This window comes from Vibrio nigripulchritudo (genome assembly GCF_027924785.1).
GTDB lineage: Bacteria > Pseudomonadota > Gammaproteobacteria > Enterobacterales > Vibrionaceae > Vibrio > Vibrio nigripulchritudo.
On record NZ_AP027049.1, the window covers coordinates 1996574 to 2020653 of the forward strand.

A 24080-nucleotide genomic window follows, 5' to 3' on the forward strand; every position below is an offset into this window, starting at 1 on the left:
ACACCAATTTTCCCAAGGATGCGAATGTTCGAGCAGGTCGTTAACATTATTTTTCCGGTTATCGCTCTGGTTTTTGTTGGCTTTATCGTTGCCAAATTTATTAAACCCGACTTTAAACCCATTAACCGAATAAATATGGATGTGTTTACACCCTCGTTAGTATTTTCATCCTTGGCAACCATGTCGTTAGATGCGCAGCAACTGCCATTGATTGGTGCTGCCCTGATTGCCATTCTGGTCCCGGGAATCCTGATGATTCCTGTCTGTAAAGTTCTGAATCTAAACTACAAAGCCTGGGCACCACCCCACATGTTTCGCAACAGTGGTAATCTGGCTATCCCGTTATTTACCTATACGTTTGGCGATACAGCGTTAGCACCGGCGGTTCTTCTGTTTGTGATGTCAGCCAGCACTCATATCAGTGTTGGGCTGGCTTTGCTGAGTGATGGGAACCCGTTCAAACAAATTATTAAAATGCCTGTATTCATCGCGGCTTCGTTGGCACTGGCATTCAACCTGTCGGGAATTGAGTTGTGGCGACCCGTCTATAACGCCACTTCGTTGCTAGGGCAAGCAGCCGTTCCTGTGATGCTTCTATCCCTTGGTTCTCAAATGTGTCATATGAAATTGGCGGGATTGAAAGCCGGTGTGATGTGTTCACTACAATCACTAGCGACCGGGCTCGTCGCCTTCTTGATTATTTATCACTTTGTTCCGCTTCCGCCGATGCAAATGCAGATGATGGTGCTATTTACCATGCTGCCACCAGCCGTTATGAACTATCTGTTTGCAGAGCGATTCAATGTCGAGCCAAGAAATGTTGCGTCTATGGTTCTGTTCGCGAATTTCTTCAGCATCTTCACTCTTCCGATCCTACTGATGACCGCACTTTCGATGGGAACGTAATTATACCCAAGTAAACTCAGTCATGTGAGCTATTTGGATACAAACCAGTTTGCCTGTTCGTGTTCATCCAGAAACGTCCAGGCAACAAACCGAGTGATCTTCTGACCGTGCGTCATTTCCACGATGCGAACTTCATGAGCCTCTAATTTTTCCAGCGCTTTTCGTAATGGTCGAACGTTTTCTTTTTTAGAAACTAAAGTCGTGAACCAGAGACACTGTTTAGCAAAGTGCTTACTTTCAAAAGCCATGTTACGGATAAATTTTTCTTCTCCACCCGGACACCAGAGTTCAGCTTTTTGTCCACCAAAGTTGAGTTTCGATGCAGTGCTCTTTTGCTCGCTCCCTTTCTTTGCTCGGTTTTGTGAAAGGTTTTTCAGCTTTCTCTCTGTGCCTTTCGCAGCTTCCTGAAGCGACTTATGAAACGGAGGATTACACATAGTGAAATCTACCCTTTCATCCGGTTTTAGAATGTTTCTAAAATAGCACTTTGGATCGCTTTGCAGTTCCACCGAGAGATTACGTTTTAACGATGGATTGTTGTCGACAATCTTTTTCACGTTCGCTACGGATTTTGGGTCGATATCAGTTGCTCTCATCACCCAGTTATACTGGCTTATTCCGACAATTGGGTAGACACCATTCGCTCCGGTACCAATATCCAGCCCCGTCACTTCATATTCTTTTGGAACATTAATTAGAAGATCAGAAATATGATGAATGTAATCAGCCCTTCCCGGTAGTGGAGGACAAAGGAAGCCTTTGGGAATATCCCATTTTGTGACACTGTAATGCTTGGCTAACAAAGCCCGATTCAAAGCAATCACAGCCTGTTCATCAGAAAAGTTTATCGATTCGTCACCTTTAACCGTTTTAATTACAAACTTCTGTAGCTCTGGGGAAGCTTTGCACAAAGATGGGAAGTGATACTTGCCCTTATGAGGGTTTCTTTTATGTAACGCTCCGAAGCGTTTCTTGATTACTTTTGTTTTAGCCGTCTTGTCAGAGGCTTTGGACTGGCTTTTTGAAGGCACGAAGCGATTTTCCTGTTAAGAAAGTTCTTGATAAGTGAGGTACAAGCGAGCGTCCAGCTCTAGCTGGTGATAGTCTGGCTCCATATGACAACAAAGTTGATAGAACGCTTTGTTGTGCTCTTTTTCTTTTAAATGTGCCAGCTCATGAACGACTAGCATCCTCAAAAGCGGCTCGGGCGCGTTTCGAAATAAGGTCGCTATGCGAATTTCGTTCTTGGATTTGATCTTGCCACCATGAACCTTTGATACGTAGGTATGAAGCCCAAGAGCATGATTGACCGTGTGGATCTTCTTGCAATACACCACTTTGCTTAAAGGCGCTGACTTCTTAAGATATCGATTCTTGAACTGCATGGTGTATTCAAAAAGCGCTTTGTCAGAAGTGATGTTGTGGTTATTTGGATAGCGTTTTTGTAGCCAGGGTCCGAGATTACCCTGATTTATGAGCTGCTGAATCTGATCGAGAATGTGTTCAGGGTATCCCTGAAGGTACTGGAGCTGAGTGTTCATTGTCTCTTCCCGGCTGGAACGTCAGGCATTCTACACCTAAAAAGAGCATTTAAAAAAGCCCCTTTATCAAGAGGCTCAGAGTGTACGAATTATGAATACTCGTTATTGCTGGAATGATTCGCGTGCAGAAACGCTATCGAACCACTTCTTAATTGCAGGGTAAGATTCAAATACTTCAATCTCTAATCCATTCGCCGCAAAGCCAATAAAGATCGCGCCAGTGATGTCTACAATTGTGAAATGGTCTGCCGCAACGTACTCAGATTCCGCCAAACGTTTTTCAAGTTTTGGTAAAAAGCTCTCTACACGTTTCTTAGACTCTACACCCCAGGCTTCAACACACGTCTCGCGATCGCTGTAGATACCTGTCAGGTTTCGAAACGCCTGAAAACCGGCATAAAGACCTTCAAACTCCATGACACGATGCCACATTTCTACGTTAGCCTGCTCAAGCGCATCTTTACCAAATAGAGCTTTGTTGTTTTCTGTAACAGCATCCAAATAACGACAAATTGCCACACTCTCCGAGATCACTTCGCCGCCATCCAGTTCAAGTAGGGGCACCTTACCGTTTAACGACTTAGCCAGATATTCAGGTGTCAGGTTATCGCCGGCTCTTACATTGAGCTGTTCTTTTTCCATCTCAATTCCCAGCTCTTTCATAAAGATAGTTACGCGACGCGAGCTAGGAGTCATTGCTGTTTCGTAGAGTTTCATTTTGTTTTGTTCCTTTATCTGAACGTTCGTTTTGAATTACTTTAAAAGAATACTAAACGATCGGTCAAGTATTAAATTTTTCTTTCAAAGCTGATATACTCCGTCGAGCAAGAAGTGAGAGAAACTATGCCTAGAAAAAGTAACTTTGATAAACAAGAAAAACTCATTGAAGCCATGACCCTGTTTTGGGAAAAGGGCTATGCCAATACATCGGTAGCGGATCTGGTCGATACCCTGGGTATCAACCGTTTTAGCCTGTACAACACCTATGGCGACAAACAGGCACTTTACTATTCCGCTCTGGATTTCTACCTGGACAACATTTCGTTCCCTTCAATGAAATCACTTCTTGAAGAAGACGCTGACCTAATAACTATAGAAGAATTCCTAAACCGCTTTGCCAGTATTCAAAAAGATCAGAAAAGCGGCTGTTTTTTGCAGAATGCACTCATTGAGCATGGCGGAACCGACGATATGGTGAAAAGTCGTGGAGAAGGTGTATTTGACTTGCTTCTGAGTAACTTTGAAAAAGCGTTGATTAACGCTCAGTCAAAAGGACAAATTGACAATAAAAGTGATGCAAAAGCCTTGGCGTCGCTACTACTGACTCAGGTTCAGGGTGTCAGGGTACTGGGAAAAGCTAAAGCGTATGACCAGTTAGAAATGGCAGTGAAATCCCTATTCCTATTGCTCAAAGCCTACAAAATTTAACGTCAGTTTTGTTTCTCTGACCTTTCTTCTGGCTCATCGGCAAACCGGTGGGCTATTTCATCAAACGTCTGCTCTACCCGTCTGAAAGCTTCTACTACATCCGGATCAAAATGGGACCCGGATGAAGATTCTATGATCTCGACGGCTTTGCTGTGAGGAAATGGCGGCTTATAACACCTTGAAGAAATAAGCGCATCGTACACGTCTGCAACAGCCATCAACCTTGCGCTTAATGGTATATCTTCACCAACCAGATGGTCTGGATAACCTGAGCCATCCCATTTTTCCTGGTGGTAATACGCAATGTCTTTAGCGTGTTGCAAAAATGCGCAGGTCACTCCCAAGGTTTTTTCAACCGCATCTATGGTGTCGCCACCAAGCTTGGAGTGCCCTTTCATGATATCGAATTCCTCGTCGGTCAATTTACCGGGTTTGAGGAGAATGTTGTCTGGAATACCGACCTTTCCAATATCGTGCAGAGGCGCTGATTTATACAAGGCTTCGATGGTTTCTGAGTCCAGTTTACTGGCGTATTTAGGGGATTCCGCCATGGTTTCGGCAAGAATCTTCACATATTTTTGCGTGCGTCGTATGTGGTTGCCAGTGTCGTTATCCCGAGTTTCCGCTAACGATGCCATCGCCAGTATCGTCGCATCCTGAAGCAATTCCAGCTCCTCGGTTCTTTCCTTAACTCGCTGCTCCAAAACATCGTTGTGCTCTTTCAGGCTTTCCATCGCGAACTTGAGCTTGAGGTGAGTCTGCACGCGAGCAAGCAGAATCGGCGGACTAATGGGTTTCAGAATGTAATCCACAGCCCCTACATCAAACCCTTTCTGCTCATCTTCAATCTGCGATTTTGCGGTTAGAAAGATGACGGGAATCGATTCCGTTTTTGGGTTCTTTTTAAGCTTGTAACAGACTTCGTACCCGTCCATTACAGGCATCATGATGTCGAGCAACACCATATCCGGGTTGAATCGTTCGCATAGCTCCAGAGCTTGCATACCACTGACAGCCGCAAGCACTCGATAGTCGTCTTTAAGCAAACCGGTAATCAGAGTCCGGTTTTCTGCTGTATCGTCGACAATCAGAATTGTCTTTTTGTCACCCTGCTTAAACAACATTAGGCTCCTTGCACTTTACCCATGTCCAAAGGGTATAAATTCACCAAGCTCCTGAGGATGGATGCTGCCTGGTCAAAATCACAGTCGTGGATCAGCTGGCAGCAGCGTTCAAATTCCTCGCCACCCAATACCGCCTCGAAATCGTGGTGATGCTCTTCCAGAAAGTCGATTGCACTTGCATCAAAGTTTTGCAGCAGTTCATCAAGCTTGTGTGCCCTTCCTAAAATATTGGCATCTACTTCTTGTTTTTTGGTCGGCAGCTCGTGCCCAATAACGCTCGACAGCTCAGGGAAAAGATCCTGAATGTAGATGTCGATGTCATTGAGTAAAACGCTCATTTCATCTGGTTTTTCACTTTCTATCAGCACTTCCAATCGGGAAGCCATGTCTGACAGCCTCATTAGCCCCATATTCGAACCAGAACCTTTAAGAGTATGGGCAGCCATTGACGCACTTGCACTATCCCCTTTCTCTATCATGATCTCGACGCGCTTGCGGAAATCGAACTCTTTATTGATCAACTGACCAAGAAGTTTCTTAAATAAGGCTTCATTGCTTCCAACGCGTAGCAATGCATTTTTATAGTCGATAGCATCCATGTCGTATAAGGTGCGATTTTCACGTTTTACCTCATTAACGATCGGTGCTGGTTCAACCGTTTGAACCTCTTGTTCTTCTTTAGGTTCAGTTACAGCTTCTGGTGGGGGGCTCGGTAACTCTTTTATTTTATTACCAACCCATTTGCGAATAAGTTGGTACAGAGTCTCGGGGTCAATAGGTTTAGATATATGGTCATTCATGCCTAAATTAAGGCATCGTTCACGTTCCTCAACCATGGCATGAGCCGTCATGGCGATCAATGGAATGTCTTCATAACGACAGTTCGAACGAATTCTCTTACTCGCTTCGTATCCGTCCATGACAGGCATCTGTAAGTCCATAAACATAATGTCGAATGGTACTTCGCCTTCCCCGGACTCCGACAGATGCTCCAATGCTTCTTTCCCGTTGTTTGCAATCGTGACTTCCATTCCTTTGCCCGACATGAGTTCGAACGCAATCTGCTGATTGATTTCGTTATCTTCAGTTAACAGAACTCGCAAACCTTTAAACTCATCGTTATCTTCAGAGCGGACTTCCTCTGCTATTTCAAGCGCTCTATCCACATCCGTAAACAACTCTATCAGGCAGTCGTACAATGAAGACTGGCTCACAGGCTTAGTCAGATAATTTGCTATTTCAATGTCGTTAGATGCTTTCTTAACTTCGTCTTTGTCATAGGCCGTCACCATAACCACTTTAGGCAGGCTTTCGTTGCCAATGCTGTCACGCATCATAGATACGGTTTCAATGCCGTTGAGTTCAGGCATATTCCAGTCCATTAGCACCAGTGAATAAGGGTTTTCATCCTTGATGTGTTGCTCAACCATATCGAACGCTTCTTTACCGTTGTGTGCCACCTCTGGTTGAATCGGCAATGTTTCGAGCATTTCAGACATGATTTCTACCGCATGTCGGTTGTCATCTACAATAAGCACTTTTAGCTCATCCAGCATATCCGGGCGCAAAGCCGTTAAACGGTCTTTGCTGCTTGCAATTTGATCTGCCAGATCAAACCAAACATTGAAAACAAACCGGCTTCCTTCATCAGGTTCGCTGTCAACCCGAATGGTTCCACCCATAAGCTCTACCAGTCGGCGACATATGGAAAGCCCAAGTCCTGTTCCGCCGTATTTCCGGGTGGTACTGCCATCCGCTTGAGTGAATGCGGTGAACAGCCGACTGGATTGCTCTCTGGTCATCCCTATACCCGTATCAGCGACGGTAAACTCAAGCTCTATGCGGTCGCCAATCTGCTCAAGCAAGTCTACGGATACTGTGATTTCCCCCTGCTCTGTAAACTTAACCGAGTTGTTCACCAGATTTATGATCACCTGACCAATACGCAGGGGGTCGCCAATTAGCTGCTGTGGAATAGTTCGCGGGATGTGAAACAGAAGCTCGAGATTTTTTTCAAACGCTTTCTGTCCGGTAACGGTCGACACATTTCGGAAAACGTCATCTAAAGTAAACTCGATGCTCTCCATTTCGAGCTTACCCGCTTCGATCTTCGAAAAATCGAGAATGTCGTTAATGATGCCAAGTAACAACGTGCCCGAGCTGTGGATTTTTGAAACGTAGTCTCTCTGCTTTGGCGACATGTCGGTTTTAAGCGCAAGATGTGCCATACCAATAATCGCGTTCATTGGTGTACGAATTTCATGGCTCATATTGGCAAGGAACATGGATTTTACTTCGACCGCTTCTTCGGCTTTCGCCATCGCCGCATTCAGCTCCCGCTCCGCAAGTTTTCGCTCGGTAATATCACGAATAAATAATGTCGCCTGACATATGTCGCCAAGCTGAAAAATGGTCATTCCTATTTCAGCTGGAACCAAACGCCCATATTTGTCTTTGGTTTCAACTTCAAAAAACTGCCCCGCAAGACTCTGCTGTACCTGTAAATCAAGCTTGGCACCAAGAACATCGTCCAGACGACTTTCGCCTTCCATGTTCAGTAGTTGCTTAATAGGCTGATCCAACGCTTCATCGGCGGTGTAGCCATAAAGTTCCTCGGCGTTCTTATTCCAACTGATGATTTGGCAATCTTTGTTAAGCAGGATCACCCCTATTGGTGCACTGTCGACGATGGTTCGGGAGAGTTCTTCTGACTTTTGCAGATCCAGCGTTTGCGATTCGATCTCTTTCTCCAGACCCTCCTGATGGTGAGCAAGGGCGGCATTTTTAGCCTGTAAATCAACCATCAGTTCTTCGACGGTTTTTACCGAAAGTTCGCGTTCCAGTAAATCCAGTTCAAATAAGTCAAATGGGTTTTTGGCTTTAAGTTCGATTTCAATGAGAGAGTCAGAATGCTTAAATGGAATTCGGGCAGATGAAATGAGATTAAAATCGATTTCCTGTTCAATGGTGTTACTGACAAATCGAATCGAAGCTTCATTCGCCAGAATTTTGAATGTGACGGGCGCGTAGTTCTCGTTCACCACTCTAAGAAGCTGTGAGAATTTAAAACCCCACATATCGACTTCGACGGGGGTATAGCCACTGCTTTTCAATATGCTGGTGACTTTTTTGCGCGCCAGAAGCAAACTCGCGTCGCTACCGTCTATTGTCAGTAATCCAATTTCATTCATCACTGCACCTAACTACTATTACCGTTGCATCGTCATGTCGTTTACTGAAACGTTCCATGATGATGCCAGAGGCACTATCGGCAGTTTCGTACTTCAACGTCGGGCACTCGGACAAATCAAAATGTTCCTTGATACCGTCCGTGGTGAGTACGAACATATCTCCATCAATGTAACGGTCGGAAAATGGATTAAGCGTTGGGATTCTTTCGCCCACAATACCCGGCTGGGAATCAAGGTTCATCGTTGATCTGGAAAAAACCCTGACGCTATTGTTTCCGACACCTACACACTCAAAGGTTCTTGTTGCCCGGCTAAGGGTAAACAGTGTGATTGCCGCGCCAATACTGCCTTTAAATTCTTCATTTAACTTGTTCAGAAGCCATTTCAGGTCAAACGAACTCTCGTTTTGAATCGACTCTTCAATCTTGCGAGACAAACTCGCTGCATGTTGACCATGCCCTAGCGAGTCGATTACCGCGACAAACAGTCCTTCATCGCTTTCGAGAATGACTGAGCCATCACCACACACCACCTCGCCGTAGAAAGGTCGGCTTCTGACGCTATAACTAAAAGGACTCATTGCACCCATTTACTCGCCACCACCTGTGTCCCGTCACTGGAAGACTCAATGTGAAAATCGTCCATCATTCTTTTCACACCGGGCAAACCCAACCCAAGCGTTCCAGAGGTACTTTCGCTGTCTTTGAGTGCGCGTTCGATGTCCTCAATACCTTGACCTTTGTCGACTGCGCGAATCTCAAGTCCTTTTTTGGTCGAGCTGTTCATTACATGCAGGAAGACGTCTCCATGGTTTGCATATTTCACTATGTTCATCGCAAGCTCTGAAACGCTGGTAGAGATTTCGTTGACTTCAACGTCGCTGAAACCAACCTCTTTCGCCATTACGTAGGAAGCCATCACGACTGTCATGACTTCAGACTCGGACGACACATGATAGACCTCTTCCCGATAGTCCTGAGATTGCTCTAGAAATGCTCCCATTAAGCTCCTCCTGTCCGGCGCTGATTAATGAGCTCGATACCCTGTTCAAGACTCGTCACCGTTTGAAGACCATCGGTATTCACGTTTAGCTCAACCAAAGCGCATACCAATCCGGGTCTAAGCCCGACCAGAACGCATGTTGTTCCCATTACTCCCACCGAATCGATGATTTTTCTCAAATGCTCGAAATTGGTTCTGTCTAATGTTCCGACACCCGAAAGATCGAGTAACACGCCATCAACCGAACGTTTATGGATCTGTTCCAATAACTGCTGCTGAAACCCCAGCAGTACGTTGTTGGTCAAATCCACCTGAATTGAGGCAATGAGTGTTGAATCCAGACTATTGATGGTAATGGCTGATTCCATGTCTACCCTCAGCTAGCTTTGTCTTGGACGTCCAGACCGACTATGTTGAATGCTTCTTCCAAAGCATCTCTTAGCGTTGCGTTGGTTCTAACTTCACCCACGTTTATTCCCAACTGCACCATGGTTTGAGCTATCGCCGGAGAAACGCCAGACACAAGGCATTCACACCCCATAAGGCGTGTCGCTTTGGTAATTTTGATGAAGTGATTGGCAACAGCGGTATCCACCACTGCAACACCCGAGATGTCCATGATGAAGATTTTGGCACGTGCATCGGCTATTTTTCCGAGCACCGCACTCATGATGTCCTGAGCACGTTTTGAATCGATGATCCCCACGATTGGCAACATTAGAATGTCCTGCCAGATCATTGTTACTGGTGTGGACATGGCAAGAAGTGCTTCACTCTGCTCTGAAATACGTCGGTTGATCAGATTTGAGTAGGTTTCCACTACTATGGTGGTGTCCATATGAAGGAGTTTGGTGAACGCCGTAACCAGAGCGCTGTATTCATCGCTGTATAAGCTACCGTCGTACATTCTTTTGGTGAAAATAACGAGCGACATATTCATACCAGCAAAATAGGTAGGAAGAGAAAGTCCAACCCGCGCATGAACTTCCCCCAAAGCAATACGCTCTGCTATGTATTTATTATTGATATCAGCTTCGAAGAAGGATTCCCAGTAGCGTAATTGCTGAGTCTGAACCCGATTGAGGCGACTGCTGTCGTTGAAAAACTGCTTATATTCCGGCAGCGTTTCAAGCCAGGTGTAAAAATGGCGTACGTACTCGTCCATTTTTGGGGTCATGATTTTGCCAAATTTACGGATCAGAGCGAGGTCTGTCTCCGTTAAATCGTGTAACTCCATTAAGGCTTTTGGATCAGCTTGAACGCCTTGACTTGAACTCATACATTCCTCCCAAAGAGACAACATTCACTCTAAAAACCCCGTCAATAGTAATGTTTTTAATTGGTGACGGAATTCACACTACTTTTTCTTAATAGTAGTAAAAGATCTTGTAAGTGAGATGTTTTCTTAAGCAGAGGACAAGAGAATACGGTTTCAATGAGTTTTTACTCATTGCTTTTTCAAACGGCGCAAATCCGTTAGAATGCCGAACTTTCCTCAAGCCAGAGACATTTATGAAACGCGTTGTTCTCTACATTAAAGATAAGTGCCCTCACTGCAAATCAGCACAGCAATACCTTGATTCGAAGGGAATAAAATACCGCCTGTGCAACGCTAAGATGCAGAGAGGAAGAAAAGAGCTGGATGCCATCGGCGCACGCTCTGTACCGGTACTAAAAATAGGCGATCAGGTGATGATTGGCTGGAACCTGAAAAACTTTGAAAAGATGTACAAATCTTAAGTTTCTCACCCTTGGCTATTCTGTTTTACAAACTCAATAAACGTCCGGTTGGCTAAAGACAAATACCCGCCTTTTCGCCATGCCATGGCAAGGTCTAAGTAGACAGGCTCTGAAAACGGAATCCCTTTGATGCCCGTTTCATTGTCTGTCACCAGTTCAAGTAACGCGGTTACTGCAAACTCCTGCCTGACAATTTTAAGAATCATGGTGAGTAGATTGCTTTCAAACGAAAACTTCGCCTTCAGCTGATTGGATTTTCACAGATTTCATCGATAAAATCGCGGTGAAAGTAACCTTTCTTAAACATCACCAGTTCCTGTTCAAAAAACTCCTGATAAGAAATGGACTCTTTTTTCGCTAAAGGGTGATGCTCCCCGACGACAGCCACCATTTGCGACCGAAATATAGGGTCGACGTCTAAAACATCTGGCACGTTTTCATTGATCACCACACCGATATCCAACTCTCCGTTTAGGAGCATCTTCCGAACAGATTGCGTACCAGCCTCAACGATTGTCAGTTTTAAGTTGGGGTAAGACGCTTTGAATGCCATTAATATCTCGGGAAAATAATAAGACCCCATCATGCTCGGCACGCCTAATCGTACTTCACCTTTTTCCAACCCTTTCAGCTCTTCCATGGCCAGTTTAGCGTCGTTGAGTTGCTGCAATATCCCTTTTGCGAAAGGCAGAAGGACTCTGCCTTCATCGGTTAATGCAAGCTTGCGTTCATCACGATGAAACAGTGAGAGTTCCAGTTCGGCTTCTAACTTTTTGATGGCAATACTCAGGGCAGGCTGAGCAATGTTTAATTTGGCGGCGGCTTTAGTGACGTTGCCGGTTTCAGCAACAGCAACAAAATAGCGAAGAGGTTTGCTTTCCATATATTTTAGATATAGCGATGATATTTTTTATATATTTTCACTATAGAGTACAGATTGCTAGTCTTTCCTTGACGTTTTTCAGAGTAAGTCCGCATGATAGATACCCATTCCCCTTCTTATCGTTCTGTGAGTTTCGCATTAGCTTTTGGCTCATTCATTGTATTTAACAACCTCTATCTGTTTCAGCCTATGCTGCCTCTGATGGCAGAACATTTCGGTGTCTCCTCAACACAGGTTAACTGGATTTTAGCTGCAGGTACTTTTGCTCTTGCGTTTTCCCTGGTTCCTTGGGCGGTCTTGTCTGAAAAGATCGGCCGTAGAAAAGTGATGCTTATCAGCTTATTTCTGCTTCCGTTCGTGGGCTTGACACTATTAACTTCTGAAAGTTTGCTTACTCTCACCCTTTCACGAGCAGCAATGGGCTTTGCACTGGCTGGCTATGCAGCGGTTGCGGTTGGGTACATGGCAGAAGAGTTTTCACCTCAGGCACTCGCATTGGCAGTAGGCACCTACGTAAGCGCCAATTCTCTTGGCGGGATTGCGGGTCGTTTATTTGGAGGGTTAGTCACTCAGTATTTTGACTGGCAATCCGCGGTGATCGGAATGGCGATATTCAGCTTATTGGCAGCCATTTTGGTGTTAAAGCTGTTACCTCCTCAAAAACACTTTAAACCTCAGCCCGGTTTGTTTTTCCACCATAACCGTAGCGTTTTAAAACACCTTAAAAATCGAGAATTACTGCTTGCGATGTTACTCGGTGGCGTTAATTTCGCATTGTTCGTTAATCTCTACAGTGTGGCAGCGTTCAGATTAGTTGAACCTCCTTATGAGCTTCCTGTCGGGATCGTCTCTATGATTTTCCTTTGTTATCTGGCGGGCACCATCAGTTCGCGACTGAGTGGCAACTGGCGTAAACGCTTTAGCAGTGTTTCAGGCATGGTATTGGGTACAGTCATCAGTGCTTCAGGAATGCTACTCGCCTACGTCGATTCTATTTCGGCACTGGTTGCAGGACTATTACTAGTAGGATTTGGCGCTTTCTTCGTACATTCGCTGGCGTACGGATGGGTAAGCCAAAGAGCCAAAAACGCTAAGGCAACCGCGACTGCTCTCTACCTTGTTCACTATTACATAGGAGGAAGCTTAGGCGGCTTCCTATTGATTTACTGCTGGCAACACGGTGGTTGGGGAAGCGTCATTCTTGGGGGAAGCGGTCTCTATATCGCTATGTTTTTGCTGTGTTACAAGTTGAGAGGGTTTGAAAGGCTCAAATCAGATTCAATGATGCATTTGAGCAAAAAAGTTGGTTGAAGGTTAGTACACTTGGGATTGGCGTTTTGAATGTGGTAGGCTTGCGCCAAAATTTGCCTAAAGAAGCCCGAGCAATGTCGAATTCAAAAGATCAACAAATCCACCAGCAGGTCACTCAATGGCTGGAAGATGTCGTTATTGGTCTCAATCTGTGCCCTTTTGCTGCCAAACCCAACCGCAACAAGCAAATTAAGATCGCCATCAGCCATGCCACTCGTGAAGAAGCATTGCTTGAAGATATTCTTACTGAGCTGGTTGAGTTAAACAGCTGTGAACCAGAAAAGCTTGAAACGACCTTAGTTGTTGTCCCTGACATGCTGTCTGATTTTACGGACTACAACTTTTTCATCGACTGGGTTGAGGCTCTGATTAAACAGCAAGACTGGGAAGGTATCTATCAGGTGGCGACTTTTCATCCAAACTACTGCTTTGGTGGTGCAGATCCAGAAGACGATGAGAATCTGACTAACCGGGCGCCTTATCCGATATTCCACCTTATCCGTGAAGAGAGCATGGAGAAGGTTCTGAAACATTACCCAGATCCGGAGTCAATCCCAGACACCAATATAGAAAGAGTCTCAAACCTTTCGGAAGCGGAACGGAAAAAGCTGTTCCCTTACCTCTTTGTCTAGGGTCTACAGCCCGCGAATAACCCTTAATCCAAAATCTAGGAAAACACTTTGTCTAACACATCATTTAAATCTTTAGGGTTAAAACCTGAACTTCTGACCAACCTTGATTCACTGGGTTATGAGGAAATGACTCCAATACAGGCACAAAGCCTGCCTTTTGTTTTAAAAGGTCAGGACGTGATTGGGCAGGGTAAAACAGGCTCTGGTAAAACGGCAACATTTGGTTTGGGTTTATTGCAGAACCTGAATGTGAAAAAGTTTCGCGTACAGTCATTGGTTTTGTGCCCTACCCGTGAGCTTGCCGACCAAGTAGCAAAAGAAATCCGAAAGTTAGCGCGAGCAATTCACAATATTAAGGTGTTGACGCTTTGTGGTGGAATGCCAATGGGACCTCAGATTGGCTCCCTTGAACACGGCGCACATATTCTGGTTGGTACACCAGGTCGTATTCTGGATCACTTAGATAAAGGTCGAATCAGTTTAGAACACCTTAATACACTGGTTTTGGATGAAGCGGATCGCATGCTAGACATGGGATTCCAGGATGCGTTGGACGCCATCATCGAACAAGCCCCTACAGACAGACAAACTCTGCTGTTCAGTGCTACCTTCCCTGACTCCATTGAAGCGATATCCAAACGTATTTTGCGAAAACCACAGCGAATCACCGTGGAATCAACACACGATACTGTGAGCATTCGCCAGCATTTTTATGACGTAGCAGGCTTTGAAGAAAGACTGGAAGCGACAAGAAGGCTTCTAATGCAGGATAAACCTGAGTCGACGGTCATTTTCTGCAATACCAAACGCGATGTAGATGAGGTAGCGGACGAACTTCGTTACCACGATTTCAGTGTTATCGCACTGCATGGAGACATGGAACAAAGACAGCGTGATCAGGCTTTGGTGCAATTTGCGAACAAAAGTGTATCGATACTGGTTGCAACGGATGTTGCCGCCCGTGGGTTGGACGTCGACAACTTAGACGCCGTAATCAATTTCCACCTAGCACGCGATCCGGAAGTTCATGTTCACAGAATCGGGCGTACTGGTCGTGCAGGAGCAAAAGGTTGCGCGCATTCCTTTATCAGTGAAAAGGAATCCTACAAAGTTGCTCAAATTGAAGAGTATTTTGATTTCGATATTCGAACAAAAGATCTTCCTAGTGCGGACGTACTTAACCAGCGCGCGTATTACGCAAAGATGGTGACACTTCAAATTGATGGCGGGAAGAAACAAAAGGTTCGCCCGGGTGACATATTAGGCGCGTTAACTGGCGACGACGGCATCCCGGGGAGTCAGGTAGGAAAAATCAATGTATTCCCTATGAGCGCGTACGTTGCTGTTCATACTGAAAGTGCCAAAAAGGCCTTCAAGAAGCTTGAAAAAGATAAATTAAAAGGCAAGCAGTTCCGGGTAAGATACGTAAAGAACTAGTAGAGATAGATTTAAGCAGCGCCTCATGCACTGGGGCGCCGTGAGAATCTATGATTGGCAACACATACCCTGTTTCGCCCTTTCGCTTTTGCTTCATACAGAGCATTGTCTGCCGTCAGGATAAAGTCATCAAGTAAACTCTTAGGGTCGTTAACTTTAGAATCTGAAAACTCGAAGAAACAGACACCAATGGAGACGGTGATCGTTGATGTCCCGGATTTGATTTTCGACACGCTCGACATGATTCTGTCGCAAATTTTCATGATGTCGTTTTTGTTGGTTCTTGGCAGCCAAACCACAAACTCTTCCCCACCAAACCTCGCTATTAAATCGATTTCACGAATCGCATCCGCGATACTATCGGCGGTTTTCACTAAAATCTTATCGCCATACAAATGCCCAAACGAATCATTTACCAATTTGAAGTGGTCGATATCAATCAAAGCCAGTGCACCTTCGGTTTTGTCAAAAGCCAGACGGCGAATGGATTTGGGCACAACATCCAGTAATGAATGGCGGTTTGGCAGCTTGGTCAGCGGATCGAACAGAGCCAGTTTTTCTAACTCTCTGTTCAGTTTCTTTAGCTCCGTCTCGTGTTGATGTCTCCTCAGTTCTACAGAAATCCAAGATGCCATCAGTTGCAAAGCGTCGACATCCGACTCGTTGAATTGCCTTTTATATGGCTTATGGCTAGAAAAATTAAGTGTACCGTAGAGGTTACCCTCAATGTATATGGGCACGCCGATGTACGATTCTAAACCAAAGTTTCTGTATGCAGGATGCTGAGCCAGTTCGTCACTTTTGCTCATACGATCAATCATGACAGGTTTATCTGATTGGCAGGTGATCTGGCAGTAAGTGTTAAGGAGAGGAAACGAGTATCCGGCATTGAGCTCGATATGATCAGGGCGCTGGACCTGTAATACCGTGTAATCTTCCCCTTCGATATGTGAAAAGATGCCTATATCCAGCTTAAAACGTTCGCACCCGAGCTTTAGCAGCCCTTGGATCTGTGCGTCTAATCCGTTTGAGTAATTATTCGTTATTTCATAAAGGCGTCGTATAACCTTTTCACTTGAGCTCGACTCACTCATAATGACATTCCCAGTATTTCTGACTATCCGTTAGTTCACGTGCTTATTTTTATTGCTTTGGTGATGTCCCCCACCCTTTTTAATAATCTTAGTTATAAAGCTCACATTTTAAAGCCAATGAAGAGAATTAATTTTTCTGGTAACATGCGGAAAAATTCAAACGAGAAGCATACAATGCAACTGACCAAGCTGACTCAAGACCTATACGATCATCTATATCAAGACATTACTGAATTCCGCTCTACTTTTGACCTACCCGTCGCACAACCAGATTCACTGGATGAAAAAGCCGACCAGCTTCATTCTTCTCTAGCGATTGAAGAGCTCACAGAACTGGCAGAAGCTGACTGCAAAACTGAGCAGGCAGATGCCATTGTGGACACGGTATACGTTCTTATGGGTCGTTTAGTACACCTTGGGCACAGCAAAATCGAAGACAACAATGCAATCAGCTACCTGATTGACCTGCTTCTTCATGTTGCCGCTAACCGTGAGATTGATTTTGTACCGTGTTGGGACGAAGTGCATTCCAGTAACATGAGCAAGGTGTGTCGCAACGAGAATGAATACAGCGAAACAGAAGCGCATTACGCCAAACAAGGCGTGAAGCTGGTAGCGGTAACTAAAGGCGAATACATCATTGCTAAATGTGCAGAAGATGTAACGATTGAAGGCAAAACGATTCGCCAGGGTAAAGTACTTAAGTCGGTTTACTACCGTCCTGCCGATCTAGCAAAACTGACGGCTTAAGCCAACAGCCAATCAGAGTTATAGCAAGCCCGAGTCTCAATACTCGGGCTTTTTATATCCAACACACTCTATTCATTTCCGTTTTACTATTCCCTCATTTAGCCTTTAAACGTCATGTGTTGTACGCAGTATTTCTCTACAGTTTTGAGCTGAACGTCGATGCCTAACCCCGGTCTATCGGAGGCAGCAACCCACCCTTGATTCTGCACTATAGGTTCGCTTACCAAATCAAATTGGGCAGGACCCGGAATTGGCTTCAATTCGAATACGATGGAGTTATTGCTGGCATGAGAACAGTGCAAACTGGCCGCTGTCGTAATGGCTGTACTCCAGGCGTGGGCGTTAATAAATCGGCGCTTCGCAGAGATATGGTATTGAATTTTCATATATCCAGTGATGCCTTCAACACGCCCCGGGTCGACGCCAAATACATCTACCGTATCGGTGTCTAGCAAGGCTTGATAGCCTTCGACGTTCCATTCGCGTTCTCCACTGGCAATGGAGACACCAACTTTTGACCTCAGTTCTTTGTACCCTAGTATGTCGGTTGGGTATAAAGGTTCCTCCATCCAACGAATATTGGATTCCATCATTCTTTGTGTGGTTCTGACAGCAGTAGGTACATCCCATTTCACGCCATTCCCTGCATCGACCATGATGTCTGGCGTGTCTCCCAGAGCTGACCTTAGATCCGCAACAAACTTAACATCGATGTCTGGTGAGACTTTACCAATGGGTGAAGGTCCTTTCTTGGCAAATCCCAGCTTGCAGGACTGGTATCCCTGATCGTGTATATAACCTTCCAGCACTTCGACGGTCTCTTCTGGCGTAGGATGGTTGACGTGGATACATGCGTTTGCTGGCAGCTTTTCCGTTACTTTTCCGCCAAGAAGCTCGTATAAAGGTGCACCGAGTACCTTGCCTTTGATGTCCCATAGTGCGATGTCTATGGCACTTACGGCAAAGTTCGCAATTCCGCTTCGACCATACCACCAGGTATGATCACGCATCTTGTGCCAGATCTTTTCAATTTCCAACGGGTTTTCGTTTTTAACGACCTCAAAAAGCCCTTCCACAATCGGCACTGCTGCTTTTGTTGCCTCCGGAAACTGAGCAATACCTTCTCCCCAACCTTCAACGCCATCACTGGTGGTCACTTTGACTAACAAGGCACAGCGCTGTGAAGAGTAGTCATTCGGCTCTGGGTAGAACAGCACATAGGTATCAATCGATGCAATTTTCACAGTATTCTCCTTAAATCTTCCCATTAGGGTCTGTTGACCTTAGTGCTTACGTATTGGGCATCGCAGTGTTTGCCCTTTTAAACCCCGAACAATCTCTTCCGCCGCAAGGCGTTGTAGCCGCTGCATCGATTGAGTGGAATACCAGGCCGAATGGGGGGTCAACACAAGATTCGGTGCTTTCAGCAGCGGAGAACCAAAGCTCATGGGTTCCTTGCCAAATACATCCAACGCAGCACCACCAATCGAACGTGTTTGAAGTGCTTCCGCCAGCGCCGCTTCATCGACTAATTCGCCTCTCGCGGTATTCACTACCAGCGCGCCTGATTTCATTTTCGCCATTGTCTGTTTGTTGATGATTTTTATGGTCTCTTCCGTCGCGGGCGCATGAAGCGTATAGGCATCGGCGGATGACCAGAATTCGTCAGAACTCGATAACGTCACACCAAGCGATTCTGCTTCGCGCTCTGTCATCAGAGGGTCACAGACCAGAAAATGAAAACCAAAAGGTTTTAACCTGTCTAACACCGCTTTGCCGATGCGACCGAAACCGAAAAAGCCGACAGTGGTTTCTTCAAACGGTTTCAGGTCGCCTCCGACTTCTACTGCTCGCCAGTATCCGTCTCTAATCGACTGGTCGAAAGCAACATTCTTGCGAAGGCACATTAGAAGCAAGCTGGCGGTATGATCCGCGACTTCGTTGGTGCAGTAATCAGGAACGTAGGCGAGTTTTAACCCATGCTCGTGCCCAGATAAAACATCGATATTGTCGTAACCCACACCGTATCGAACCACAGTTGTACCCGGATTAACTGCGTTTACAGCCTGAGGGCCAAACGGAGCAAACTGCACCAGTACTGCGTCTGCATTTTTAACGACTGAACAGACTTCCTCTTCGGACCGACATTGATGCGCTTCAAGCTCGTAGCCCTGCTCTTCCAACACTGCTTTTTCAATGTCCAGATTTGGAAAGGTATAGTCCGTACAGACTACTCGTTTCTTTTCACTCATAACCCCTCATCCTCGTTCTCAAAATCTCCGATTAAAGGGGGATGTCTGACATCAAGCTCCTGTCCGTTGTATTGTTTTTCAGTATCGCGAATCAGCCTTGTGATGCCTTTGGCGGCATGAATCGGAGGCATAAGGTTTTCTTTCGGAATGTTCGCGTGCGGAATGTCGTTGATCTTGGCGGCACGAATTTCATCCTGCATTCGGGAGTTCACACCACCCGGTCTTAAGCTGTAGACACGAATGCCGTATTCGTTGACTTCCTGATGCAAGACAGAAGAGAATATTTTGAGTGCCGCTTTACCACAGTTGTAACCGCTCCAACCGTCTAGCGGCACTTCGGAAGCCCCCGAGCTGATGTTGATGATGCTTGAGTCGGCTTGCTGTTTGAAATGAGGTATAACAGCTTTTACACAATGAAAACTGCCGAAAATGTGGGTGGAAACGCACTGCTTCCAAGCTTCTGAATCGGTATCTTCGATCAAAGCTAATGGCTGAATGAGCCCAGCGTTATTGACCAGATCGGTGATTTTGCCAAATTTTTCGACGGTTTGATCGACCACGCTTTGGACGGCTTCTCCATCTTTCACATCACAGGTTAACGCAAGGCAACGTCCTCCGCTTTTAATAATAGCGCTCTCCACTTTTCCGAGCTTTGATGGTTCATTCGAAATGATAGTGACGGCAGCCCCTTTCTTTGCCAGCAACTTTGCCGTTGCTTCTCCAAGACCACGGCTTGCCCCTGTGACCAGTACGACTCTGTTTGAAAAATCCATTGCACCTCTCCTTATGCCTTAAATGAAAACTGATTGGGAAGTAAAAACGGGAAGCCAGTTTGCGTATCCACTTCTATCTTCATGATTGGCGTCATATAAGCGCCCCATCTGGCGTTCACCTCACTGTTACTGAGATAGTTGATGGTTTTTTGCAGATCCTCAGTTTCGAAATAGCCGAACAACGTCAAACCGTGACGAAAAATCTGATAATTAGTGATGCCCGACTTTGTAAGTTCTTCATTCATTTCTGGCCAAATCTCATCATGGCGCTTTTTGTATTCTTCCTCGTATCCGGGTCTGACTTCCAAAACCCATGCGTAGCTTTTCATGGTTCATTCCTTAAATTTAGGGTGCAAAAACCCACCTCCACTAAGCGATAGCAGTGAAGCCCCTGATTTCGTTATATCTTTACTTTTCGTTTTCTAAATAACCTAAACTCGGGATAAGAGGTTAGCTAATACCTTCAAAATTCAGACAAACGAACTGTTGAAGCGTTCTAATGAGAAATTTTTACTTAAGACAAGGCGAATCCGCGAACCAATAACGAGTTATTGGGAGAGGGTTCAACGCTGTATTAAGGAAAAAGAGCCATTAGAAAGCAAGTTGTTATCCCGAGTTTAGGTTATATAGTCGTAGATGATTTCACCCTCCACCAGGTCAAAATCACCCTTCCAGTAAAATCCCTGCAGCATTTCGACCACCGGCAGACGAAACAGAGGTGCCTGCGCATTGGGTCTCAGCTCGACAGTACAGGGACCCGACCAACACTCCGTCACTCTTACGTTTGCCAGTTTGCGAGAAGCAAGCTGTCGAATTGCAGGCTTGCCGTCGATATGATTTACCGCTTTTAAATTAATGTTGGTGGCAAAATCCATGTATTCGCTTAACGATTCGATTTCGTCTTTTTGCTGCTTGTATGCAAGTGTTCCAGTGAAAATGTCGATGCCGTTTCGGGAGATCGTCCCGACCATCAGATCACCCCGAAACTGAATATCCGGAGATCCGAGTTTTTTAGGTTGACCATGCACTTCCCGACCATGGCAGACGCCCACTTCTGAATTTAGAAAAAGGTAAGGCGAATACGCGCCGCTATGTTCTTTATTTGGCAAACTGGCACCGACCATGACATTGGACTCACGATAGTCCCCGATGTAGTCGGTGTCGTTCATTCGATAGATGTGTACCATCACCACATCGCCTGTCACCTCAAGCGGAGGGGGCAGCAAGCCTGCGATCGCCTGTTGCGTGGTTCGGTAGGTAAACGTCAGCACTTCTACATTACGAAACGAAAACGGAAAAGGTGGAATGGTTGGCGCATCCCAAGGCGTCGAAAACTGGTCGGCGAGGATATCCGCCTCGGTCAGCGTTTCGGAAAATGTTTTGCGCTTAACCATGAGCCGCCTCTTTCCAGTTGGAAAATACATCTCTCAGCTTGATAGTTTCTGAAAGCACATCTTCATGAAGTGTTCCCATGTAGTCTTGATGTACGTATTCCAGCGCCAAATAGCCTTGGTAATTCAACGCGGCTAACTGCGCAAATACATCGAGATAGTTGATTGTGCCCTGTTCTAAACGGGTTTGCAGATAACCCATTTTTGCCTGACGAAGATGGATATGCGCCGCGTGCGCGAGCAATGGATCGATTTCTTCCTGACGATAGCCCAAACAGACGTAATGAGCATGATCCAAAACCAGCTTTAGTCCTTCTACTTCATCCAATAAGGCTTCGGTTTGGGTTGGCGATTCAATGCACGAATGAACATGAGGCTCAATGGCGACCTGAACACCCGTCCCTTTAGACATCTCAACCAGCACATTGAGGTTTTCTGCGCTCTGTTTTATTGCATCACCTCGCGTTTGTCCGGGGTTAACCACCCCTTGGAGGATAAACGCTGTTTTAATACCTGCCTGCTGGCAGAATTCCAGTACCTTGCTGAAATCCTGTTTATTCTTGTCGAGCGAAGACGCCAGCGCTAGATTCCTGTCTTCCAGAGATTCGCCAAACAGGTGATAAAGACAAGGAACATCAAGTGGAAGTTCTTTAATGGTTTTGGCGTAAGTGTCTGGTGTAGAAAGCACTGCGGATTTATCTATAGCTGAACGATAAAAGTAACCGATATCCAGACTGCCAATACCCAGCGCGTTACTGATTACACACGCTTCATCCAGACTGCATTGCGGCATCGACCATGAGGTAAGTGACAAACGCATATCAGACTCCTTCCGTTTTTCCGCTAGAAAACGAACGATACATGGCATCCAGCACCGCAACCGACTTCATGCCTACTGTGCCTGACGCGTATATCTCGCCATTCTTGCCCGAACATAAATCCACAAAGTGATGTATTGGCAGCATGCCATCGTAATCTGTCGCGCCAGACCCTAGTTCGATTTCTTGATCCTGGTCGTCATGGCGGAAAACAGACACACGTGGTCGCTCGATATCAACCGTGAGCACGCCTTCGGTGCCAAAGATTCGAATATCCAGCATAAAGCCTTTGTGTTTTGGCATGGTCGAGGCTCCGGATAAACTGACGAGCGCCCCTTCTTTTGTCGAAACAATTGCGGCATCGTAATAGTCGACGCCCGCTTTAGACTGTGTTTGTTTGGCTATTACATCGGCTGGTGTGAGATCCGCGATTTCAAATAGCAGACCAAGCGCATGAGTAAGCTGCCCCCAGCCGTATCCCCCTGCGTTATTGGGATCAGACCAAGTAGAGGTAGGCGGTCTGAAAAGGTGTGACTCTGTGTCGACCATTTCTTCGCCGTTGAACAGGTCCGCGAGAGGTGATGCCATCTGACAGACAACGTGAGAGACCTGACCAATCTTGCCCTGAGAAACCAGCGCTTTTGCTGAATGAGTAAACTCAGCAAAGTTCCAGCCATGAGGCATGGTGATGAATGTGTTGTTTGATTCTGCAAAGGAAACCAGTTCCCTCGCCTGTTTGATGTCTGCTGTCAGGGGCTTTTCGATAATACAGGGAATGCCCTTTTGTAAGCACGGTTTGGCACAGGCAAAGTGCGCCGTATGAGGAGAACTGACTACGACACCATCGACGCGTTCCTGCTCCAGCATGGCTTCGACATCGGTGTAAGTAGCATCGATTTGAAACTTGTCCGCCACAATCTTTAGACGCTCTTTGTCTTTATCTACCGCAATAATTCGTTTAACCGATGGGTTTTGCTCTAGAGCAGGGATGTGGTTAAAGGTTGCCCACCACCCTGTTCCAATGACTGCAATGGTTGCTCCTGCATTCGTTGATCCTTCCTTGGACATCTTTTTCTCCTGTTTAATTCTACTCGTTTGCAACAGACTCTCGGGTCGAGATGCGAACATGTTCCATATGCAGCCTCATCGCAGACTTTGCCATTTCGGCATTTCGCAGCGTGAGTGCTTCGACGATCAACTTGTGATCTTCGATACTGCGCTGGATAAGATTCGGAGTCTCGCTCGCCATTTTTCGATACCCCATGCCAAGCACATTCAAACTCTCAGACATGCGCTGCATAAATGGGTTACCGGACGCATTGGCAATCACTCGGTGAAATTCGGTATCCAGTTTGCGAAATAGCGATGGGTCGTCCGTCGCTTCGCATTGCTGCTGAATCAAATCGTTCAGGCGATTTAAATCTGGTTCCTGAATCAACACACTCGCCGATTCAACAATTCCGCACTCAATCACCACCCGTGCGTCATAGAGCTGGTCTACACTCAGCTTCTCTAACGTCATGTAAAACTGGAGCGGGCTGAGCAGTTCAAACGCATCCAACGAAGACACGTAAGCGCCGCCTCCCTGTTTGCTTTGTACTACCCCTAAAATCGCTAACCCTCTCAACGCTTCCCTTACGCTCGGGCGAGACACTTCCAAAGCGTTGGAAATTTCTCTTTCGGTGGGTAAACGCTCTCCCGCCGCAAAGTTCCCTGTCTGGATCTGCTCCAGAATGTATTTTGCTACTGCTTCTGAAACTGAAGACGCTTCTATGGATTTGTAAGAGTCAATGTGCATTCCGTTTTC

The 24080-nt window shown here is 45.9% G+C and carries 25 protein-coding genes and 1 pseudogene; 7 read left to right on the forward strand and 19 right to left on the reverse strand.

Annotation, left to right across the window (positions count from 1 at the left end):
• Nucleotides 1-24 precede the first annotated feature (24 nt).
• Nucleotides 25-906 (forward strand): AEC family transporter, encoded by an 882-nt coding sequence (locus QMG91_RS09165; protein WP_004407768.1) that lies wholly within the window; start codon nt 25-27, stop codon nt 904-906.
• Nucleotides 907-935: 29 nt separating this feature from the next.
• Here QMG91_RS09165 and rlmF read toward each other — a convergent pair whose 3' ends face one another.
• The 3 genes from rlmF to QMG91_RS09180 form a co-directional block, all read right to left on the reverse strand.
• Nucleotides 936-1937 carry a 23S rRNA (adenine(1618)-N(6))-methyltransferase RlmF gene (gene rlmF / locus QMG91_RS09170; RefSeq protein WP_281825943.1) on the reverse strand — a complete coding sequence of 334 codons (1002 nt, stop codon included), beginning with the start codon at nt 1935-1937 and terminating at the stop codon, nt 936-938.
• 15 nt (nt 1938-1952) lie between these two features.
• The gene (locus tag QMG91_RS09175; RefSeq protein WP_004407760.1) at nt 1953-2447 is read right to left on the reverse strand and encodes a M48 metallopeptidase family protein; all 495 of its coding nucleotides are present in this window, start codon (nt 2445-2447) and stop codon (nt 1953-1955) included.
• Nucleotides 2448-2549: 102 nt separating this feature from the next.
• Nucleotides 2550-3164, reverse strand: coding sequence for a glutathione S-transferase (locus tag QMG91_RS09180; protein ID WP_022550593.1), 615 nt, complete (start codon nt 3162-3164; stop codon nt 2550-2552).
• Nucleotides 3165-3290: 126 nt separating this feature from the next.
• Between QMG91_RS09180 and QMG91_RS09185 the strand changes: the two genes are divergently transcribed.
• Nucleotides 3291-3875 carry a TetR/AcrR family transcriptional regulator gene (locus tag QMG91_RS09185; protein ID WP_281825947.1) on the forward strand — a complete coding sequence of 195 codons (585 nt, stop codon included), beginning with the start codon at nt 3291-3293 and terminating at the stop codon, nt 3873-3875.
• 2 nt (nt 3876-3877) lie between these two features.
• Here QMG91_RS09185 and QMG91_RS09190 read toward each other — a convergent pair whose 3' ends face one another.
• Genes QMG91_RS09190 through QMG91_RS09215 form a run of 6 tightly spaced genes read right to left on the reverse strand, consistent with a single transcriptional unit; the run spans nt 3878 to nt 10471 of the window.
• A complete protein-coding gene (locus QMG91_RS09190) occupies nt 3878-4999 on the reverse strand; it encodes a response regulator (protein ID WP_004407755.1) in 1122 nt (373 codons plus the stop codon).
• Nucleotides 4999-8190 (reverse strand): hybrid sensor histidine kinase/response regulator, encoded by a 3192-nt coding sequence (locus QMG91_RS09195; RefSeq protein ID WP_281825950.1) that lies wholly within the window; start codon nt 8188-8190, stop codon nt 4999-5001. Before QMG91_RS09195 ends, QMG91_RS09190 begins: the two co-directional genes overlap by 1 nt.
• Complete coding sequence (locus QMG91_RS09200; protein WP_281825952.1) at nt 8183-8770, reverse strand: SpoIIE family protein phosphatase; 588 nt, start codon at nt 8768-8770, stop codon at nt 8183-8185. Before QMG91_RS09200 ends, QMG91_RS09195 begins: the two co-directional genes overlap by 8 nt.
• The gene (locus QMG91_RS09205; protein WP_281825954.1) at nt 8767-9192 is read right to left on the reverse strand and encodes an anti-sigma regulatory factor; all 426 of its coding nucleotides are present in this window, start codon (nt 9190-9192) and stop codon (nt 8767-8769) included. The genes QMG91_RS09200 and QMG91_RS09205 overlap by 4 nt, the downstream gene beginning before the upstream one ends.
• On the reverse strand, nt 9192-9560 hold the full coding sequence (locus tag QMG91_RS09210; protein WP_004401027.1) for an STAS domain-containing protein: 369 nt from the start codon (nt 9558-9560) through the stop codon (nt 9192-9194). Before QMG91_RS09210 ends, QMG91_RS09205 begins: the two co-directional genes overlap by 1 nt.
• A gap of 8 nt (nt 9561-9568) precedes the next feature.
• Nucleotides 9569-10471: a protoglobin domain-containing protein gene (locus QMG91_RS09215; RefSeq protein WP_022591163.1), complete on the reverse strand. Its 903-nt coding sequence runs from the start codon at nt 10469-10471 to the stop codon at nt 9569-9571.
• 233 nt (nt 10472-10704) lie between these two features.
• Between QMG91_RS09215 and QMG91_RS09220 the strand changes: the two genes are divergently transcribed.
• A complete protein-coding gene (locus tag QMG91_RS09220; protein WP_004401025.1) occupies nt 10705-10932 on the forward strand; it encodes a glutaredoxin family protein in 228 nt (75 codons plus the stop codon).
• Between the two features lie 5 nt (nt 10933-10937).
• On the opposite strand, the pseudogene QMG91_RS09225 reads toward QMG91_RS09220, so the two are convergent.
• Nucleotides 10938-11815, reverse strand: a pseudogene (locus QMG91_RS09225) (LysR family transcriptional regulator).
• Nucleotides 11816-11908: 93 nt separating this feature from the next.
• On the opposite strand from QMG91_RS09225, the gene QMG91_RS09230 reads away from it, so the two are divergent.
• From QMG91_RS09230 to dbpA, 3 genes are all read left to right on the forward strand, one after another.
• Nucleotides 11909-13126, forward strand: a complete 1218-nt coding sequence (locus tag QMG91_RS09230; RefSeq protein WP_281825960.1) for an MFS transporter — start codon at nt 11909-11911, stop codon at nt 13124-13126.
• 74 nt (nt 13127-13200) lie between these two features.
• Nucleotides 13201-13758, forward strand: coding sequence for a DUF1415 domain-containing protein (locus tag QMG91_RS09235; protein ID WP_281825962.1), 558 nt, complete (start codon nt 13201-13203; stop codon nt 13756-13758).
• Nucleotides 13759-13806: 48 nt separating this feature from the next.
• Entirely contained in the window at nt 13807-15195 is a 1389-nt protein-coding gene (gene dbpA / locus QMG91_RS09240) for an ATP-dependent RNA helicase DbpA (protein ID WP_281869968.1), read from the forward strand.
• Between the two features lie 23 nt (nt 15196-15218).
• Here dbpA and QMG91_RS09245 read toward each other — a convergent pair whose 3' ends face one another.
• A complete protein-coding gene (locus QMG91_RS09245) occupies nt 15219-16289 on the reverse strand; it encodes a sensor domain-containing diguanylate cyclase (RefSeq protein ID WP_281825964.1) in 1071 nt (356 codons plus the stop codon).
• Nucleotides 16290-16463: 174 nt separating this feature from the next.
• Here QMG91_RS09245 and QMG91_RS09250 point away from each other — a divergent pair, with 174 nt between their 5' ends.
• Nucleotides 16464-17039, forward strand: a complete 576-nt coding sequence (locus QMG91_RS09250; protein WP_281825966.1) for a nucleoside triphosphate pyrophosphohydrolase family protein — start codon at nt 16464-16466, stop codon at nt 17037-17039.
• A gap of 98 nt (nt 17040-17137) precedes the next feature.
• Here QMG91_RS09250 and QMG91_RS09255 read toward each other — a convergent pair whose 3' ends face one another.
• The 8 genes from QMG91_RS09255 to QMG91_RS09290 all read right to left on the reverse strand — a co-directional run bounded on the left by QMG91_RS09255 (nt 17138) and on the right by QMG91_RS09290 (nt 24071).
• On the reverse strand, nt 17138-18283 hold the full coding sequence (locus QMG91_RS09255) for a mandelate racemase/muconate lactonizing enzyme family protein (RefSeq protein ID WP_281825968.1): 1146 nt from the start codon (nt 18281-18283) through the stop codon (nt 17138-17140).
• Between the two features lie 39 nt (nt 18284-18322).
• Entirely contained in the window at nt 18323-19291 is a 969-nt protein-coding gene (locus QMG91_RS09260) for a C-terminal binding protein (protein ID WP_281869971.1), read from the reverse strand.
• Entirely contained in the window at nt 19288-20064 is a 777-nt protein-coding gene (locus tag QMG91_RS09265; protein ID WP_281825972.1) for an SDR family oxidoreductase, read from the reverse strand. Before QMG91_RS09265 ends, QMG91_RS09260 begins: the two co-directional genes overlap by 4 nt.
• Before the next feature lie 11 nt (nt 20065-20075).
• A complete protein-coding gene (locus QMG91_RS09270) occupies nt 20076-20393 on the reverse strand; it encodes an L-rhamnose mutarotase (protein WP_281825973.1) in 318 nt (105 codons plus the stop codon).
• A 288-nt stretch (nt 20394-20681) separates the two neighbouring features.
• Nucleotides 20682-21458, reverse strand: coding sequence for an acetoacetate decarboxylase family protein (locus QMG91_RS09275; RefSeq protein ID WP_281825975.1), 777 nt, complete (start codon nt 21456-21458; stop codon nt 20682-20684).
• On the reverse strand, nt 21451-22275 hold the full coding sequence (locus QMG91_RS09280; RefSeq protein WP_281825977.1) for a sugar phosphate isomerase/epimerase family protein: 825 nt from the start codon (nt 22273-22275) through the stop codon (nt 21451-21453). Before QMG91_RS09280 ends, QMG91_RS09275 begins: the two co-directional genes overlap by 8 nt.
• Before the next feature lies 1 nt (nt 22276).
• Nucleotides 22277-23341 carry a Gfo/Idh/MocA family protein gene (locus tag QMG91_RS09285; protein WP_281825978.1) on the reverse strand — a complete coding sequence of 355 codons (1065 nt, stop codon included), beginning with the start codon at nt 23339-23341 and terminating at the stop codon, nt 22277-22279.
• A 19-nt stretch (nt 23342-23360) separates the two neighbouring features.
• On the reverse strand, nt 23361-24071 hold the full coding sequence (locus tag QMG91_RS09290) for a FadR/GntR family transcriptional regulator (RefSeq protein ID WP_038123755.1): 711 nt from the start codon (nt 24069-24071) through the stop codon (nt 23361-23363).
• Nucleotides 24072-24080: the final 9 nt, after the last annotated feature.